This window comes from Bradyrhizobium sp. TM239 (assembly GCF_036247985.1).
Classification (GTDB): domain Bacteria; phylum Pseudomonadota; class Alphaproteobacteria; order Rhizobiales; family Xanthobacteraceae; genus Bradyrhizobium; species Bradyrhizobium ottawaense.
Map to the genome: position 1 here is coordinate 1 of NZ_BTIR01000029.1, position 15,781 is coordinate 15,781.

The 15,781-nt window shown below is 64.1% G+C and carries 20 protein-coding genes and 1 tRNA gene; 9 read left to right on the forward strand and 12 right to left on the reverse strand.

Annotated features, from left to right (window positions below):
• The 3 genes from AABA84_RS33680 to AABA84_RS33690 all read left to right on the forward strand — a co-directional run.
• Positions 1-560: biotin/lipoyl-containing protein (locus tag AABA84_RS33680; RefSeq protein ID WP_338314279.1), on the forward strand; the 560-nt coding region annotated here is incomplete at its 5' end.
• 148 nt (positions 561-708) lie between these two features.
• On the forward strand, positions 709-1,575 hold the full coding sequence (locus AABA84_RS33685; protein ID WP_212253722.1) for an isocitrate lyase/PEP mutase family protein: 867 nt from the start codon (positions 709-711) through the stop codon (positions 1,573-1,575).
• Positions 1,572-1,871, forward strand: a complete 300-nt coding sequence (locus tag AABA84_RS33690; RefSeq protein WP_212253721.1) for an acylphosphatase — start codon at positions 1,572-1,574, stop codon at positions 1,869-1,871. Before AABA84_RS33685 ends, AABA84_RS33690 begins: the two co-directional genes overlap by 4 nt.
• 174 nt (positions 1,872-2,045) lie before the next feature.
• On the opposite strand, the gene AABA84_RS33695 is transcribed toward AABA84_RS33690, so the two are convergent.
• The gene (locus tag AABA84_RS33695) at positions 2,046-3,566 is read right to left on the reverse strand and encodes a PAS domain-containing sensor histidine kinase (RefSeq protein ID WP_212253720.1); all 1,521 of its coding nucleotides are present in this window, start codon (positions 3,564-3,566) and stop codon (positions 2,046-2,048) included.
• A 143-nt stretch (positions 3,567-3,709) separates the two neighbouring features.
• Here AABA84_RS33695 and AABA84_RS33700 point away from each other — a divergent pair, with 143 nt between their 5' ends.
• Genes AABA84_RS33700 through AABA84_RS33710 form a run of 3 tightly spaced genes read left to right on the forward strand, consistent with a single transcriptional unit; the run spans position 3,710 to position 6,382 of the window.
• Complete coding sequence (locus tag AABA84_RS33700; RefSeq protein ID WP_212253719.1) at positions 3,710-4,267, forward strand: GbsR/MarR family transcriptional regulator; 558 nt, start codon at positions 3,710-3,712, stop codon at positions 4,265-4,267.
• Between the two features lie 16 nt (positions 4,268-4,283).
• Positions 4,284-4,949 (forward strand): DUF4166 domain-containing protein, encoded by a 666-nt coding sequence (locus tag AABA84_RS33705; RefSeq protein ID WP_212253718.1) that lies wholly within the window; start codon positions 4,284-4,286, stop codon positions 4,947-4,949.
• On the forward strand, positions 4,946-6,382 hold the full coding sequence (locus AABA84_RS33710; RefSeq protein ID WP_212253717.1) for a TIGR01777 family oxidoreductase: 1,437 nt from the start codon (positions 4,946-4,948) through the stop codon (positions 6,380-6,382). Before AABA84_RS33705 ends, AABA84_RS33710 begins: the two co-directional genes overlap by 4 nt.
• 4 nt (positions 6,383-6,386) lie before the next feature.
• Here the strand turns inward: AABA84_RS33710 and AABA84_RS33715 are convergent, their stop codons facing one another.
• On the reverse strand, positions 6,387-7,241 hold the full coding sequence (locus AABA84_RS33715; RefSeq protein ID WP_212253716.1) for a LysR family transcriptional regulator: 855 nt from the start codon (positions 7,239-7,241) through the stop codon (positions 6,387-6,389).
• Between the two features lie 113 nt (positions 7,242-7,354).
• Here AABA84_RS33715 and AABA84_RS33720 point away from each other — a divergent pair, with 113 nt between their 5' ends.
• On the forward strand, positions 7,355-7,786 hold the full coding sequence (locus AABA84_RS33720; RefSeq protein WP_212253715.1) for a tautomerase family protein: 432 nt from the start codon (positions 7,355-7,357) through the stop codon (positions 7,784-7,786).
• Here AABA84_RS33720 and lipB read toward each other — a convergent pair.
• Positions 7,783-8,520 carry a lipoyl(octanoyl) transferase LipB gene (lipB, locus tag AABA84_RS33725; RefSeq protein WP_212253714.1) on the reverse strand — a complete coding sequence of 246 codons (738 nt, stop codon included), beginning with the start codon at positions 8,518-8,520 and terminating at the stop codon, positions 7,783-7,785. The two genes, AABA84_RS33720 and lipB, sit on opposite strands and share 4 nt — an antisense overlap.
• Positions 8,521-8,615: 95 nt before the next feature.
• Between lipB and AABA84_RS33730 the strand changes: the two genes are divergently transcribed.
• Complete coding sequence (locus tag AABA84_RS33730) at positions 8,616-8,858, forward strand: FliM/FliN family flagellar motor switch protein (protein ID WP_011088012.1); 243 nt, start codon at positions 8,616-8,618, stop codon at positions 8,856-8,858.
• Between the two features lie 199 nt (positions 8,859-9,057).
• Positions 9,058-9,142, forward strand: a tRNA-Leu gene (locus AABA84_RS33735).
• 87 nt (positions 9,143-9,229) lie between these two features.
• Here the strand turns inward: AABA84_RS33735 and AABA84_RS33740 are convergent.
• The 9 genes from AABA84_RS33740 to AABA84_RS33780 form a co-directional block, all read right to left on the reverse strand.
• Positions 9,230-9,856: a hypothetical protein gene (locus tag AABA84_RS33740; RefSeq protein WP_338309703.1), complete on the reverse strand. Its 627-nt coding sequence runs from the start codon at positions 9,854-9,856 to the stop codon at positions 9,230-9,232.
• 29 nt (positions 9,857-9,885) lie between these two features.
• Positions 9,886-10,155, reverse strand: coding sequence for a helix-turn-helix domain-containing protein (locus tag AABA84_RS33745; protein WP_338309708.1), 270 nt, complete (start codon positions 10,153-10,155; stop codon positions 9,886-9,888).
• A 2-nt stretch (positions 10,156-10,157) separates the two neighbouring features.
• A complete protein-coding gene (locus tag AABA84_RS33750) occupies positions 10,158-10,472 on the reverse strand; it encodes a type II toxin-antitoxin system RelE/ParE family toxin (RefSeq protein WP_338309702.1) in 315 nt (104 codons plus the stop codon).
• 202 nt (positions 10,473-10,674) lie between these two features.
• Complete coding sequence (locus AABA84_RS33755) at positions 10,675-10,860, reverse strand: hypothetical protein (RefSeq protein WP_212253725.1); 186 nt, start codon at positions 10,858-10,860, stop codon at positions 10,675-10,677.
• A complete protein-coding gene (zigA, locus tag AABA84_RS33760) occupies positions 10,857-12,071 on the reverse strand; it encodes a zinc metallochaperone GTPase ZigA (protein ID WP_338314280.1) in 1,215 nt (404 codons plus the stop codon). The genes AABA84_RS33755 and zigA overlap by 4 nt, the downstream gene beginning before the upstream one ends.
• Before the next feature lie 258 nt (positions 12,072-12,329).
• On the reverse strand, positions 12,330-13,151 hold the full coding sequence (locus AABA84_RS33765) for a DUF2182 domain-containing protein (RefSeq protein ID WP_338314281.1): 822 nt from the start codon (positions 13,149-13,151) through the stop codon (positions 12,330-12,332).
• A 50-nt stretch (positions 13,152-13,201) separates the two neighbouring features.
• On the reverse strand, positions 13,202-13,831 hold the full coding sequence (locus tag AABA84_RS33770; RefSeq protein ID WP_338314282.1) for a DUF1326 domain-containing protein: 630 nt from the start codon (positions 13,829-13,831) through the stop codon (positions 13,202-13,204).
• 231 nt (positions 13,832-14,062) lie between these two features.
• Positions 14,063-15,037, reverse strand: coding sequence for a tripartite tricarboxylate transporter substrate-binding protein (locus AABA84_RS33775; protein ID WP_212253711.1), 975 nt, complete (start codon positions 15,035-15,037; stop codon positions 14,063-14,065).
• Positions 15,038-15,061: 24 nt separating this feature from the next.
• Complete coding sequence (locus AABA84_RS33780; RefSeq protein ID WP_212253710.1) at positions 15,062-15,778, reverse strand: GntR family transcriptional regulator; 717 nt, start codon at positions 15,776-15,778, stop codon at positions 15,062-15,064.
• Positions 15,779-15,781 lie beyond the last annotated feature (3 nt).

Sequence of the window (15,781 nt, forward strand, 5' to 3'; positions counted from 1 at the left end):
CGGGGCAGATGGGCGGCCGCATCGTGCAGCGCGAGCGCCGCCGCGCGGTCTGGCTCGATCGCCAGGAGATATTGCTGGAGGTCGCGCGCGAGGGCGAGGCGATCGCGATCCGTTTCGTCGATGCCGAAGGCAAGACTGGCAACGCACATCTGCTGGCCTCGCCGTGGAAGCCGGGCGACCCGGTCTGGCAAGGTACCATCGACGGCCACTTCGTCGCGGTGCAGGCGCGGCCGATTCCCAACGGCATTCGTCTCGCGCACCAGGGCGTCGAGGTCCCGGTCTATGTCTGGACCGAAGCGGAAGCGACTTCGGCCCGGCTGATGCCGGTGACGACGGCCTCCGACACCGGCAAGAAGCTGCTGTGCCCGATGCCCGGCCTCGTGGTCTCGATCGCGGTGACCGAGGGGCAGGAGGTCAAGGCCGGCGAGACGCTCGCGGTGGTCGAAGCCATGAAGATGCAGAATGTGCTGCGCGCCGAGCAGGACGGCACCGTGAAGAAGGTTCACGCCAGCGCCGGTGCGACGCTGGCGGTGGACGCGCTGATCCTGGAGTTTGCGTAAAGCGCTCCGGAGCACGACAGTCGACCCTCACCCTGGGGAGCCGCGCTTGCGCGGCGTCTCGAAGGGCGAGGCCACAGCCGGGCCTGCATCCTTCGAGACGCGCGCAAGAGCGCGCTCCTCAGGATGAGGAATTAAGAGTGAGGCGCCCATGGCCTTTCGTTCCCGCCGCGAGAAACTGCGCCTCATCCTGTCGGGCTCGGCCTGCATCCATCCGGGCTCGGTCTATGACGCGATCTCGATCCGCATCGCCGAGGATCTCGGCTTTCCGCTTGGCATGTTCGGCGGCTCTGTCGCCTCGCTCGCGGTGCTCGGCGACCCCGATATCACGCTGATCACGCTCACCGAGCTTGCCGAGCAGATGCGGCGGATGTCGCGCGCAGCTAGCCTGCCGGTACTGGTCGATGCCGATCACGGCTATGGCAATGCGCTCAATGTCCGCCGCACGGTGCAGGAGCTGGAGACGGCCGGCGCCGCCGGCCTCACCATCGAGGACACGCTGCTGCCGGCCGCCTTCGGCGAGGCGAGGACGCAGCTGATCTCGCTCGAGGAGGGCGTCGGCAAGATGAAAGCGGCGATTGACGGCCGCAGTGATCCTTCGCTGGTCATCATGGGCCGTACGGGAGCGGCCTCGATCACCTCGATCGAGGACGCGATCCGCCGCGCGCAGGCTTATGAGGCTGCCGGTGTCGATGCGCTGTTCTTCACCGGCATCACATCGCGCGCGGAGCTCGAGGCCGTCGCGTCCGCCACGCGCCTGCCGATCGTGCTCGGCGGAGCGCCGCAGGAGCTTACCGCGCTCGACTATCTCGCCAGCCAGCGCGTGCGTATCGCGCTTCAGGGCCACGCGCCGATCGCCGCCGCGACGCAGGCGGTCCACGACACGTTGAAAGCGCTGCGCGAGGGCACGGCGCCGAAGGCGCTGAGAGGTCTGGCATCATCGGACCTGACCAACCGCGTCACGCGCGAGGCCGACGTCAAGGCGCGCAGCGCCGACTTTCTCGGGCTGAAGAAATGAGCCGGGCGATCCTCCAGGTGATGATCCGCGGCCACGTCCAGGGCGTCGGCTACCGGGCCTGGGTCGAGTACCAGGCAACTGCGAGCGGCCTCGAAGGCTGGGTCCGCAATCGCCGCGACGGCTGCGTCGAAGCGCTGTTCGCGGGAGCCCCGAAGCACGTTGCCGACATGGTCGCGCTGTGCCGCCATGGCCCGCCATCCTCGCGCGTGGACAGCGTGACGAGCGAGACCGCCAGCGCCGATGAGCTGAACCTGCGCAGGGCAGGGGAAGCGTTTTCGGTATTGCCGACGGTGTAGGTGCTGTCTGTGCGCCGGCCGCATGGGAAAGGTAAATGCCGAGCAGCTAAGTTGGTCTCGTAGGGTGAGCAAAGGCGCTCTTACGCCGTGCCCACAACGACTTTCGCGATCGTCGTGAGATGGTGGGCACGCTTCGCTTTGCCCGCCCTACGAAGTGTTCACCTCTCGAGAACCTCACCGCGGCAGCTTCGAAATCGCCTCGCTCAGCTCGTGGATTTCATACGGCTTGCGCAGGATCGGGAAATCGCCGCGCACGCCGGCGGCGACGTCGCTGTAGCCGGTGGCGAGCAGGATCGGCAGGCCAGGACGGATCTGACGGAGGCGATGGGCGAGGCTGAGCCCGTCCATCTTGCCGGGCATGACGATGTCCGAGAACACGAAGTCGACGCCGTTATTCTCGATCTCGCGCAAGGCGGCTTCGGCGTCGGCGACCCGGCGGACGTGGTAGCCCAGCTGCTCCAGAAGACCGATGCTGACGAGCGCAACGTCGGGATTGTCCTCGACCAGCAGCACCGTGCCGCTGCCTTGGAAGGATGGTCCTCCAACCGCCTCTCGCGATGGCGTGTCTTCTCCGCGCGGCAACAGGATGGTGAACGTCGTGCCCTTGCCGAGCGCGCTCGCGACCTTCACCGTGCCGCCGGCCTGATGGGCGAAGCCGTGCACCTGGGAAAGGCCGAGGCCGGTGCCCTTTCCGATCGGCTTGGTGGTGAAGAACGGCTCGAAGATCTTGTCGAGAACGTCGGAGGGAATGCCGAGCCCGGTATCGGTGACGTCGATTGCGACGAAGTCGCCGGCGAGAGGCGGCTCGTCCAGCACGACATTGTGCGCGCCGATCGTCACCGTGCCCCCGTCGGGCATCGCGTCGCGGGCATTGATGACGAGGTTGAGCAGCGCGGTCTCGAGCTCGGAGGCATCGGTCTTGACCGGCCAGACGTCGTGGCCGGTGTCGAAGGCCAGGCGTACGGAACTGCCGACGCCCGCATCGAGCACCTCGCGGATTGCCGCGATGCGTTCGGCGAAATCGATCGCCTGCGGATTGACGCTCTGTCGCCGCGCGAAGGTGAGGAGCTGATTGGTGAGCGCCGCGCCGCGCTTGGTGGCGGTCTCGATCGCCGAGATCGCGCGCTGAAGCTTGGCCGCGTCGTCGGCGCCCCGCTTCAGCATGTGCAGGCTGCCGCTGATGATCATCAGGAGGTTGTTGAAGTCGTGGGCGACCCCGCCGGTGAGCTGTCCCAGCGCATCGAACTTCTGGGACTCGGCGAGCTGCTTCTGCATCGCCTCGAGCTTGAGCTGTGTATTGCGGCGTTCTGTGATGTCGCGCGTGATCTTGGCGAAGCCAACCAGCTCGCCGTCCTCGTAGATCGGGTCGATCACGACGCTTGCCCAGAAGAAGGTGCCGTCCTTGCGGACGCGCCAGCCTTCCTCCTCATAGCGGCCCTTTTCCCGCGCGATGCCGAGCGCGCGGGCCGGCTTGCCGTTGGCGCGGTCGGTCTCGGTGTAGAACCGGGAGAAATGCTGGCCGAGGATCTCCCCGGGCGAATAGCCCTTGATGCGCTCGCCGCCGATATTCCAGCTGGTGATGATCCCCTTGGGGTCGAGCATGTAGAGCGCGTAGTCCGCAACTCCCTCAACCAACAGCCGGAAACTGCGCTCGCTCTCGAACAAGTCTCGCTGTTGACTGAACTTTCCGATCATTCCGGGACCCTGCCTCGACGGGAGCAAACGCCACAAGAGGCGGATGGTTCCCTGAAGTTGGGACATTTTTAGGCAGATATTGCGCACCCGTATACGCGACGAGCCGACTTGACAAGGGAACGGTGTTGTCAGATATTTCTGTCATGACAGAAATAACCGGAAAGAAGAAACTCCCATCCGCCGTCGAGCGCTTCATCCTGCATTGGGGCGACATGGGGGACGAGTGGGGCGTCAATCGCTCGGTCAGCCAGATCCACGGGCTGCTCTATCTCGCCGAGGCGCCGATGACGGCGGAGGACATCGCCGACACGCTCGGCATGGCACGCTCGAACGTTTCCAACTCGCTCAAGGAGCTGCTCGCCTGGACCCTGATCCGGCGCGTGCCGATCCTCGGTGACCGCCGCGACCATTACGAGGCCGAGACCGACATCTGGGAGGTCGCCGCCAGAATAGCGGCGCGGCGCAAGGAGCGGGAGCTCGATCCGGCGATCGCGGCGCTCAGGGCCTGCGTGTCCGATGCCGCCGGCGATCCGACCATCCATCCGGTCGCCGCCAAGCGGCTGAAGGAGATGCTCGCCTTCACCGAGCTCGCCGATCACTGGTTCATGCAGATGCTGAAGGTGCCGCGGCCGCGGCTGGTCGCTTTGATGCGGCTTGGCGAGAAGATCGCCAGCCTGCTGCCGCTGGGCAAGGCCAAATAGCGCTGAGGAGGGTGCGATGACGTCGGCAAGGTTATCAGGCTCCAACGCATCGACCTCCGCTCACACCAAACTGCTCGACGACCGCCGCTTCCGCGCGCTGCTGTCGGACGAGGATTGGGGCCGCCTGCCGCTCGCGACCTGGCGGCGTTTCTCCAAGCGCGTCGCGGACGGCGACAGCGTCGTCTATGTCGGCGTGGTCGACGAGATCTCCTTCAGCGAGATCGGCTGGTGGTTCGCGCAGGCAGCAAAGCTGATCGGCGGGCCACTGCCGACCGGCCGCGACACCGGTGTTCCCATGATCGTCACCGTGACCGAGGACGGCACGACCGGCGGTCAGACCTGGACCCGTATCTGTGCGCGCAAGCGCGGCTTTCCGCATGTGATCCATTCCGCCAAGCGTTTTGCCGGTCCGACCGGGCTCGAGGAATATGTCGGCTTCGGCGTCTCGATGGCGCTCCGCACCGCGGTCGAGGACCAGACGCTGACCTTCCGCAGCGCCGGTTATGGGCTCCAGCTCGGACGCCTGTGGATCCCGTTGCCGCGCTGGCTCACGCCGGGCGATCTCACGGTGACGCACCGCGACCTCGGCGACGGCGCATTCCGCTTCACCCTCGATGTCATTCATCCACGTTACGGCGCGCTGATCCACCAGTCCGCCACCTTCAGGGAGGCCGTATCATGACGCCGCTGCTGTGGACGCTCATCGCCATCCAGATCGTGATGGGCGTGTTCGACACCTTCTATCACCACGAATTCACCGAGCGTCTGGCCTGGCGGGTGTCGCAGCGCTTCGAGCTGAAGCTGCACGGTATCCGCAACATGCTCTATGCGCTGCTGTTCCTCGTGCTCGGCTGGCTCGAGGTTCATGGGTTGCTGGCGCTGCTGATCGTCGCGGTGCTGGTCGCCGAGATCGTCATCACCTTGATGGATTTCGTCGAGGAGGATCTGAGCCGGAAACTGCCGCCGAGCGAGCGCATCAATCACACACTGCTCGCGATCAATTACGGCGCCATTCTCGTGCTGCTGCTGCCGGTGCTGACCGATTGGGCGATGCAGCCCTTTGGCGTGACCGTCATGAACCAGGGCCTGCTCAGCATCGCCGCGACCGCCTGCGCGGTTGGCGCCTCGCTCTGCGGCCTCAGGGATTTTGCCGCAATGCGCCGGCTCGGCCGAATGAAGAGCGTGCCGGCGCAGGGACTTGTCGAAAAGCTCCCCGGTCGCAAGACGGTGCTGATCACCGGTGCCACCGGCTTCATCGGCAGCCGCCTCGCGGCGAGCCTCAGCGGCGCCGGGCATCAGGTCATCGCGCTGATCCGCAATCCCGCGAAGGCGGAGATGCTGCCGCCGCCGGTCACGCTGATCACCAGCCTCGATCAGCTCGCCGCGGACACGCCAATCGACGCCATCGTCAATCTCGCCGGCGAGCCGATCGGCAACGGCTTGTGGACCGAGGCGAAGCGCGCGAAGATTCTTGGCTCCCGCATCGGCATGACCGGCGAAATCGTCAAACTGATCGCGCGGCTCGATCGCAAGCCCGAGGTGCTGGTCAGCGGCTCCGCGATCGGCTGGTACGGATTGTGGGCCGACCAGGTGCTGACGGAGTCGGCCAAGTCGCACGCCTGTTTCAGCCACGAGCTCTGCGCGGCCTGGGAGAAGGCGGCGCGGCCGGCGGAGGAGCTTGGCGTGCGCGTCGTCTGTTTGCGCATCGGCCTCGTGCTCGGCACAGAAGGCGGCTTCGTCACGCGCATGCTGACGCCGTTCGAGTTCGGCCTCGGTGGTCCCATCGGCACCGGGCGGCAGTGGATGTCCTGGATCGAGCGCGACGATCTCATTCGCCTGATCGCCTATGTGATGGCAACGCCGGATCTGTCGGGCCCCGTCAATGCCACCGCGCCGATCCCGGTGACCAATGCAAAATTCACCGAGGAGCTTGGCCGCCGCCTGCATCGGCCAGCGATCTTCCGCATTCCCGGCGGCTTGTTGCGCCGGATCGGCGGCGGCTTCGCCGACGAGCTGCTGCTTGGCGGTCAGCGCGTGCTGCCCAACAAGGCGCTGAGCCGCGGCTTTGTGTTCAGGCACGAGACGCTGCGCAGCGCGTTCGAGGCGATTTTGTGAGACATCAGGTGGCCGCGACGCTCCGAAACGTCGCCGCCACCGCGCGTAGCGCCGCAAGCTTGGCGGGATCGCTGACCTTCGAATGTAGCATCACCTTCGAGCTGCCGAGTTTCGGCAGCCTGTGCGCGGGTCCAATATCGACCAGCCCGGGAGGCGCGATCCGCCGCGCCAGTGGCGCAATCGCAAGTCCCGCGAGCGCAGCTGCGACCACCGCCGTGACGCCGCCGCCGACAAAGCGCTCGCGCCAGGCGAGGCCGGCCTTGTCGAGCGCGCGCACGGCGACGGCGCGGACGCCGCAGGGCGGGGCGAGGGTTGCGAGCGGCAGTGCTTCGCCCTTCGGCAGGGTGAAGCGTCGTGACGCGAACCAGCCGAATTCGTCCTCGGTCAGTTTTTCGCCGCCGCGGCGGCTGCCTTCCTGGCGCACGATCACGGCGTCCAGCTCGCCGGCGTCGTAGGCATCCTGCATCTCGCGCGAGAAGCCGATCGTGACGGCGAGGGTGAGGTTCGACGACATCGCGTGCAGGCGTTCCAGCAGCGGCACCAGCTCGGGGCCTGCCGCGTGATCGGAGATGCCGAGCGAGAGCGATTGCGCGGCCGGGGCCTCGCCCGATAGCGCGCGGTCATGCGCCGCCATCAGCGCGCGGGCGCGATCGAGGAAGCTGGCGCCGTCGGCAGTGAGCCGGACCGCGCGTGGCGAGCGCTCGACGAGGCGTTTTGCCAGCAACGCCTCCAGCCGTTGCAGCTTGAGACTGACAGCGGCTTGTGTCGTGCCCAGCGCCTCGGCAGCACGCGTAAAACTCTGGAGGTCGGCAACCAGCAGGAAGGCCTTGATCGTGGCGATGTCGAGGGTGGTTGTCATTAGGGATCGTTATCACTGGTATCAACAGAGATAAGATACCAAAATGACGAGGGGAGGTCTAGCTTTTCACCAACGCCGCGCAAATCCCGCGCTGCATCTTGAGGAGAGCCATCATGCCCCTGATCACCGTGTCCTACACCTCGTCCCGCCAGTCGCCCTCGCTGAAGGCCGACATCGCGAACGCCGTGTCCGAGCTCACCGCAAAAATCCTGCACAAGGATCCCAAGGTGACTGCCATCATCGTGAAGTCGGTCGAGGCCGGTGACTGGTTCGCCGGCGGCAGGTCGCTCGCCGAGCAGAAGCTCGCCAGCTACTGGATCGACATCCACGTCACCGAAGGCACCAACACCAAGGACGAGAAGGCCGCTTATCTTGCCGCCATGTTCAAGCGCATGGCCGAGATCCTGGGGCCGCTGCATCCCGAGACCTATCTGCATGTCGACGAGGTCAAGGGCGACGCCTACGGTTTTGGCGGCCTCACCCAGGAGCGCCGCTACATCGCCGGCAAGCTCGACGTGTCGCTGGATCGTGCGGAGGCGGCCTAGGCGGCCGCTTCCGGCACCAACGCCTTGGTTGGCCCGAACAGCCCCTCAAACGCCTGCCGAAGTGCGATGTCGACGTCAGCCATGGTCACGAGCTGGCCGAGGTCGACCAGCGAGGTGACGCCATAGCGGGCGTCAGTGACGCCGCAGGGCACGATGCCGGCGAAATGCGACAGCTCCGGCTCGACATTGATGGCGATGCCGTGGAACGAGACCCAGCGCTTCAGCCGCACGCCGATCGCCGCGATCTTGTCCTCGAAACCTTCGCCCTTGTCGGGCCGCCTGACCCAGACGCCGACCCGGTCCTCGCGCCGCTCGCCGCGGACGTTGAAGGCGGCGAGCGTGCGCAGAATCAGCTCCTCCAGGCTCGCGACATAGGCCCGGACATCCGGCCGGCGGCGCTTGAGGTCGAGCATGACATAGGCCACCCGCTGGCCCGGCCCGTGATAGGTGAGCTGTCCGCCGCGCCCGGTGGCGAAGATCGGGAAGCGGGGATCGCGCAGGTCGGCTTCCTTGCCGGAGGTGCCGGAGGTGTAGAGCGGGGGGTGTTCGAGCAGCCACACCAGCTCCGGGGCCTCGCCTGCCGCAATGGCGGCGACCCGGGCTTCCATCTCGGCCACCGCCTGCGGATAGGGCACTGGCGCGTCCGAGATTCGCCACTCCACGGGCTGGCCGTGGGACGCCGAAAACGACGTCAAATCCAGCTCTTGGCGCGGGTTTTGGGGCAAATTAACCATTGGCTAACCATAACGTGGTGATCATTGCAGGCGCAAATGCCAAGTCCTTGTCCGAAGTCCTTGGTCCTTAGTCCCTGGTTGCGGCGGTCCTGACAGTGCCCACTCTCGATAAAGTCACCGTGGATCTCATGGTCGTCCTCGGGACGACCACCATGCCGATCCATCAAGTATTACGTCTTTCCCGCGGCGCCATCATCGAGCTGGACGCAACCGAGGCCGATGAGGTCAAGGTTTTGGCCAATAATCTGCCGGTTGCCTCCGGCGTCGTGCTGGTCGACCGCAACCGGATCGCGGTCGAGGTCAAGCAGATGCTGCCGCGCACGCCGGGCACGCGGTAGCGGCCCGGGGACCCGATAGGGCCCGGGCACCCGGTAGCGGCCTGGACCTGCGGTAAGGGCCGATTCGGGGGAGGCCCAGGAACTTTCCTGCAAAGCTGTGGAATTCAGGGCCTTTGCAGGCTTGTACCCCTCTGATGGATTTGTTAGATCGGCGCCGTTGATCCGGCTGGCCTTCAGGCCTCAAGCCGGCATCCCCAAAGCGCTCGTGGCGGAATTGGTAGACGCGCTGCCTTGAGGTGGCAGTGAGTAAAATCGTGGGGGTTCGAGTCCCTCCGAGCGCACCAAAAATCCAGCATAAGCAATTGCCATTGCTTATCTTTTGTGAAGATCAAGACCTGTCCGCGACTGACATCCTCACAGCGGAGGTCAAGTTACTCCTCTGAGACCCGCACGACTGCACCGTAGCCGACTCGGCGCTCGGTGATGGCTCTTGGCAGTACGGCGGTGATGCGTCGAAAAATGCCACCGATCACCTCAAGGCACTGGTCAAAAGTAGATCCAGTTAGGTGATCAAGTGCCCAGAAGGTGCCAAGAGCATCCGGTTTGCGTGGTGCATTGTACCGGCCCTTCCAGACGACCACCTGCGTGAGCCATCGCAGAAATTCCCGTTCTGCATCAGATGTCGAAAGCGATGCGAGTTCGGCGAGAGAGACGAGGTCATGTTGGCTGACCTGGGCAGCGATCTTCTCGCGTCCAATTAGAGAGGGATCGCGATCGACAATGATCGCCTTCAAACCGTTTTCCAAGGCGTAGCCGTACAGGAGAAAAATTGGAAAAACGTTTGGCTCATCGCACTCGATCTCCGCGTGCTCGACATCACTGTTGTCCAGTTTCTCGGAAGCTACAATCAAGGCGGTCTCGTAGCGTAGAACCAGCGCTCGCTCCTCGCTCGCCAGCATTCCAGCAGATTTGAAGAGGTCGTGCGCTTTGGCGAACCAGAACCGGGGATGTTGGAAGGCCTCAAAGTTCTGCTTGAGAAAATCGTCGAGGGTGTCCATGACCCGTCTGCCCCATCAGGACTTGGCCGTCACGCCGCTTTCTGCAACTTGATCCCGGGGCGCAGCCCAGCGCGTTGCGCAAGCCGGACCAGCATGCTCAGACTGAAACGGTTGATCTTTCCGTTCTTGATCTCCGATATCCGAGCCTGAGTGACGCCGAGTTGTGCCGCCGCCTCGGTCTGCGTCAATCCGGACTTGTTCAGCCATTTGTTGATGCCGGAAAGCAATTTGGCACGCATCTCGAGCTCTGCAGCTTCTTCCGCGGAGAAGAGGTCGTAGAATACTGATCTTGCCATCATCGTCACCTGATCTGTCTAAGTCTTGCTTTGGCGAGGTCGATGTCCCGCTTAGCCGTTGCCTGTGTTTTCTTCTGGAATGCATGCAGCACGTGAACTACGTCGCCGATCGTGGTCAGGTAGATGACCCGGTAAGCGCCTGAGGCCTGACGTATCCTGATCTCGCGAACGCCGGGGCCGACCGACGGCATTGGTTTCCAGTCAGAAGGGTTTTCGCCGATCTGAACCTGAAACAATTGATATCCAGCTTCGCGTCGCACGTCGTTCGGAAAGGCTTCGACATCAGACCGGCTGCTGCCGTGCCATCTCACTTCCTTCATTATCTGACTATGCCAATTCTGGCATAGCCGGTCAATGCGGTTTGGCGTCAGACACTGATCTTGAATGCCGCCGGTGGTACGGTGGGTGCTCGCGGAAAGGCACTTTTAGGCGTGACAAGCATCCTTATTGGATGGTGCGTTCGAACAAGCCCTTGAAGTCTCAGCAAATGCGATCGCCCTCCGAGCGCACCAAGTTCATCTCTCATTGTTGTTTGGGCTGGATTTCGGCGGCCGCCTCGTGCGCCGCCCGTTGATCTGACGGATCACGTACGCAGCCGCCGGCAGGGGCATCCGGCGGGAAGATGCTGTCGTAGATCGCACGCGCCTCGCGGATGAGGCGCTGCCGCTCGAGTTCGGATTTCGAGGCGAAGCGGACGACGTTCGTCATTCGCGTTCCAAAACTTCGTTCGCGCGCCGCCAGACTGGAAACGGGTCTGCGAGCTTCGCCCATTCCGTGACGTTCATGGCCGGCTTACCCGGGACAAGGCAGGCATCCAGGCGTGCGCGGAGCGCGCTCTCGTCCATGCCCGCGCCGATGAACACGATTTCCTGGCGGCGATCGCCATAGATGTCGTTCCAGTTCGCACGCAACCGCTTGCGCCAAAACGGGTCGTCCGGCCAGCGTTCCGCAGGCACGCTGGCCCACCAGAATCCAAGGGCCTCGGTGCGCGTGATCGCGCCGGCCTGGCTGATCTCGCCCAGCCATTGCGGCCGCGTCGCCAGCCAGAAATGTCCTTTGGCGCGAATGACACCGGGCCAGGGCTCTCGCACGAACTTGTCGAATTTTTCGGGATCGAACGGCCGACGCGCCCGATAGACGAAGCTGGTCACGCCGTATTCCTCCGTCTCCGGCACGTGATCGGCAAAGCCGTAGAGTTCCCTGAACCAGAGCGGATGCGCTTGCGCCTTTTCGAAGTCGAACCGGCCGGTGTCGAGAATGCGATCGAAGGCGACCCGGCTGTGGTTGGCTTCGATCAGCTCCGCTTCCGGATTGAGCGCCCGGATGATCTTTCGCGCTGCTTCGCGTTGTGCCGGCGAGGCGTCATCGACCTTGTTGAGCACGATCACGTCGGCAAATTCGATCTGCTCGACGAGCAGATCGACCAGCGTGCGCTTGTCGTTCGCCAGCGCTTCGCCGCGCTGCTCCAGGAAATCCGTCGATGAATAATCCCTCAGCAGATTCACCGCGTCGACCACGGTGACCATGGTGTCGAGGCGTGCCACGTCGGAGAGGCTTTCGCCGTCCTCGGAACGGAAATCGAAGGTCGCTGCAACCGGCAGCGGCTCGGAGATGCCGGTGGATTCGATCAGCAGGTAATCGAAGCGGTTGTCTTCGGCGAGGGCGCGCACCTCCTTCAGCAGGTCGTCGCGCAGCGTGCAACAGATGCACCCGTTGGTCATCTCGACGAGCTTCTCATTAGTCCTGGACAGGTTCGCATCGCCACCACGGACCAGATCCGCATCGATGTTCACCTCGCTCATGTCGTTGACGATCACCGCCACTTTCAGGCCGTGCCGGTTGTTCAGGACGTGATTCAGCAAAGTGGTCTTTCCAGCCCCGAGGAAGCCGGACAAGACGGTGACGGGGAGTTTTTGCATGGAGATCGAACAGTCTTTTCAAGGGGATAGAGTGACGAGGGGGCATTGGGACCGGATATGTAATGTTATAACATTACATTCGTTGTCGGCGTCGTCGTCAAGCCGTTTTGCGGTTCAACTGAAGTTGCGAACGTTCAAGTGATTGTTCTTTGCCCTGTGGGAGCGATCGGGGCAGGCAAAATGCCGGACAGCGGTGCGCCGGAAGAACGGGCGACGCAGCCCAGCGTAGAAATCGAACTGAACGTCAAGCAGGTTGCATCACTGCGGCAAGTGCACCAGCAGCCAGGCGCCCGCGGCCACACATGCGATGCCGGCAGCGCGCGCGATCCAACGTCCGGCCGGCGTAACTTTCTCCAGCAGGACAAGCAGCGCCAGAAGCGCAATCCAGAGCACGTTCATCACGCCGCCGACGAACAACAGCGCCATCAAAACCCAGCAGCAGCCGACACAATAGCCTCCATGCCGAAGTCCCAGCAGCAGGCAGCCGCGCAGGTCGCCGCGAAAACCGCCATGGCGCATCAGGAACAGAAACGGCGATTGGCATTGGGCGAGACAGACGTCCTTGAGCGGTGTCCATTGATAGACACCCGCCGCGATCAGCACGATGGCGCCGAGCAGATTGCTTGCGAGCGCCATCCGGGAATCCAGCAGGGCTGCTCGCTCGACCGCCCATTGGAGAAGGGTGGCTGCCAGCGAAAAGCCGCACCAGGCAAGGAGATAACCGGCGGCAAACCAGCCGGTCGCAGCGAACGGCTTGCCCTGCGCTTTGCCCTGTCGGCCTACGCGGGCGTACATCAGGATCATGGGCGCGGCCGAGGGGGCCATCATTCCGACCATCATCACCGCCCACATCAGGAGCACGTAGGCGAACTCAAACGTTCGCCACGGCTCGCTCGTCGGCAGCATGATTCCGATCCCGGCCGGGATCATGCGGAATCCGGTCATGTCCATGCCGCCCATGTCCATGTCGTTGGCGAGCCAGAGCACATAGCTCCATGCCAGCGCGACAATGAGGCCGATCGCGCCGCCGACGATCCAGCGATCGCGCCGCAGCACGGTTTCCAGTGGGCTGTCCGTCATTGGCGATCGAAATTGCCGGGCCTGACGCAGGCCGGTTTCGGGAGTTTACATCACGCCTGGTTCGACCAGCGGATCGGCGCATAGAGGCCGTTCCTGCCGGAATTATCCCAGCGCATGCCATGATCGCTGAAGGTGTTGCCGGAGGCGCCGACCGCCATCACCATGGCATCGGGGCTGACCGGATGACCGATGTTCACCCACATCTCCCCGCTCGGATGCATGGTCGGCAACGGATCGACGGACATGTGCAGGATGCCGGGGATTTCTGCGGACCGCGTCTTGCCGTCGATCCGGAACGTGATCGGGACCTTGCGCACCCCCAGGTTCTTGCTGATCAGCGGCGTGAACGCAGCCATCGGACCGCCGGCACCGCCGGTGAAGATCGCAGCCAGGGCCTCGGTCTGCTCATCGCTGGCGCGCTGATCGATATAGGCGGCGATTGACCAATCTCCGTCTGCCATGACCCCAGGTGCGTGGAGGACGACGAGCACATTAAGTCCATCCAGCTCGATGTCACCGTAGCGGCCGCTCTCGATGTGGAAGATCAGCGGTACGTTGCAGAAGCCCTCGGTCGGTCGCGCGGTCAATGGGGGCGCCGCCGATACCAGGCAGGGACACACGATGCTGCAACTGCAATTTTCGAAATAGTCACCGGAAAGGTGCCATGGGACATCCGCCATTGCTCGCTCCCGCTTGGCCGAACCCGATAGATGCTTTCGAATGAGCTACGTAGGGTTGAAAGCTACGCCGCGCGGCGGAGCCCCGCAATGGGGCTCTGCCGATTGACGGAAAAGTGCGATCAGCTGGAACTGCAGCTGAACTCTCCACGCGATCGCCATCCGAGCGGAGCAAAAGCCAATTTCCGCTTTGAAATCACGGATATTTTCTGGACGTGTTCCGGAGGGTCGGGCCTACTGCGGCTCGATTCCGGCCGCTTTGATGATCCGTCCCCATTTGCCGATCTCGGCTTTCAGGAACGTCTCGAGCGCTTCCGGGGTCGCGCGCTCGGCCTCGACTGGCGCCATGCTGAGTTCGGCAAAGCGGCTGATCAAGGCCGGGTCCTTCAGCGCCGTCTGCAGTGCGCCGACGAGATGGTCGACGACGGGCTTGGGCGTGCCGCGCGGCGCGTAGAGGCCGTACCAGGTCGTGACATTGAACTCGGGAACGCCGGCTTCGGTCGAGGTCGGCACATCAGGCAGCGTCGCGACACGCGTCTTGCTGGTGATGGCGTAGCCCTTGATCGTCTTCGACTGGATATAGGGCGTCGGCCCCGTCGCGGGATCGCAATAGACGTCGATATGGCCGGCGATGACGTCGTTCAGCGCCGGTCCGCCGCCCTTGTAGTAGATCGGGGTGAGCTTGGTATCCGTGGCGCTCATGAACATCAGGCCGCAGAGCTGTGAGGCCGAGCCGAGACCGACGTTGCCGAAAGTGACCTTGTCACCGGCGTTGCGGATGTGTGCGACCAGCTCGCCGAGATCCTTGGCTGGAAAATTCGGCCGCGCCACCAGGATCATCGGGACGTCGGTGACGAGCCCGATCGGGGCGAAATCGCCGACCGGGTCGAACGGCAGCTTGGCGTAGAGGGCAGGCGCGGTGGCCTGGCCGACATGCATCAGGAGCAGCGTGTAGCCATCCGCGGCCGCCTTGGCGACGCGGTTGGTGCCGAGCGTGCCGCCGGCACCGACGACATTCTCGATGACGATGGACTGTTTCAGCGTCGCGCTCATGGCGCTGCCGAGGATGCGAGCGATGACGTCGCCGGGACCGCCGGCGGAGAACGGCACGATCATCGTGACCGGGCGATTGGGAAAGTCGTCTGCGAGCGCTGCGCCGCAGGGATGAAGCAGGAGAAACAGGATCAGCGATCGTACGAGAAACTTCATCGAACACTCCCTGGCGGCATTGTTCTAGTCGTCGGAAGGCGCCGCCTCCTTGGCCGCCGACGATTTTTCGATCATGTCGAGCGCAGCCACCGCGGCCGCGTTGATGTGGTCGACGCAGCAACGCTCGGCGAGATCTGCATCGCCGTTCTGGATCGCACGCCAGATCGCGGTGACTTCGCGAAGGCTCTTGTTGATCCGCTTCGGTTGCGACATCGACGTGATCCGCAGCAGCTGGATGCGATCGTGCAGCGGCTTGAGCATGCGCTGGATAAACGCATTGCGGCAGCCGCCGATCAGCGCCGCGTAGAAATCGGTCTTGGCTTCGAGGCATCCGACGAGGTCTTGCTTGGCCGCGGCCGCCTTCAGCCGTGTCAGGGCGTCGCCGATCCGGCGTGCCACTTCGGGGTCGTGAAGCCTGGCGCATTCGCGGCCGGCGAATCCTTCGAGCACCGCGCGTGCGGCGTAGAGCTGCCGGGCCTCTTCGAGGCTGATCGTGGACACCACGGGGCCGCGGTGCGGGACCATATTGACCAGCCCGTCGGCCTCGAGCGCACGCAGCGCTTCGCGGATCGAGGGGCGGCTGACGCCCATCATCTCGCAGAGCTCGCGCTCGACCAGGCGCTGGCCCGGCTTCAGCGTTCCCGACATGATCGCCTCACGCAGCTTCTGCGCCACCATCGCCCGGACGGTCGGGACGTCCTCGATGCGGAGTGTCGACTGCAATTCGCTACGTCTTTCCATGTC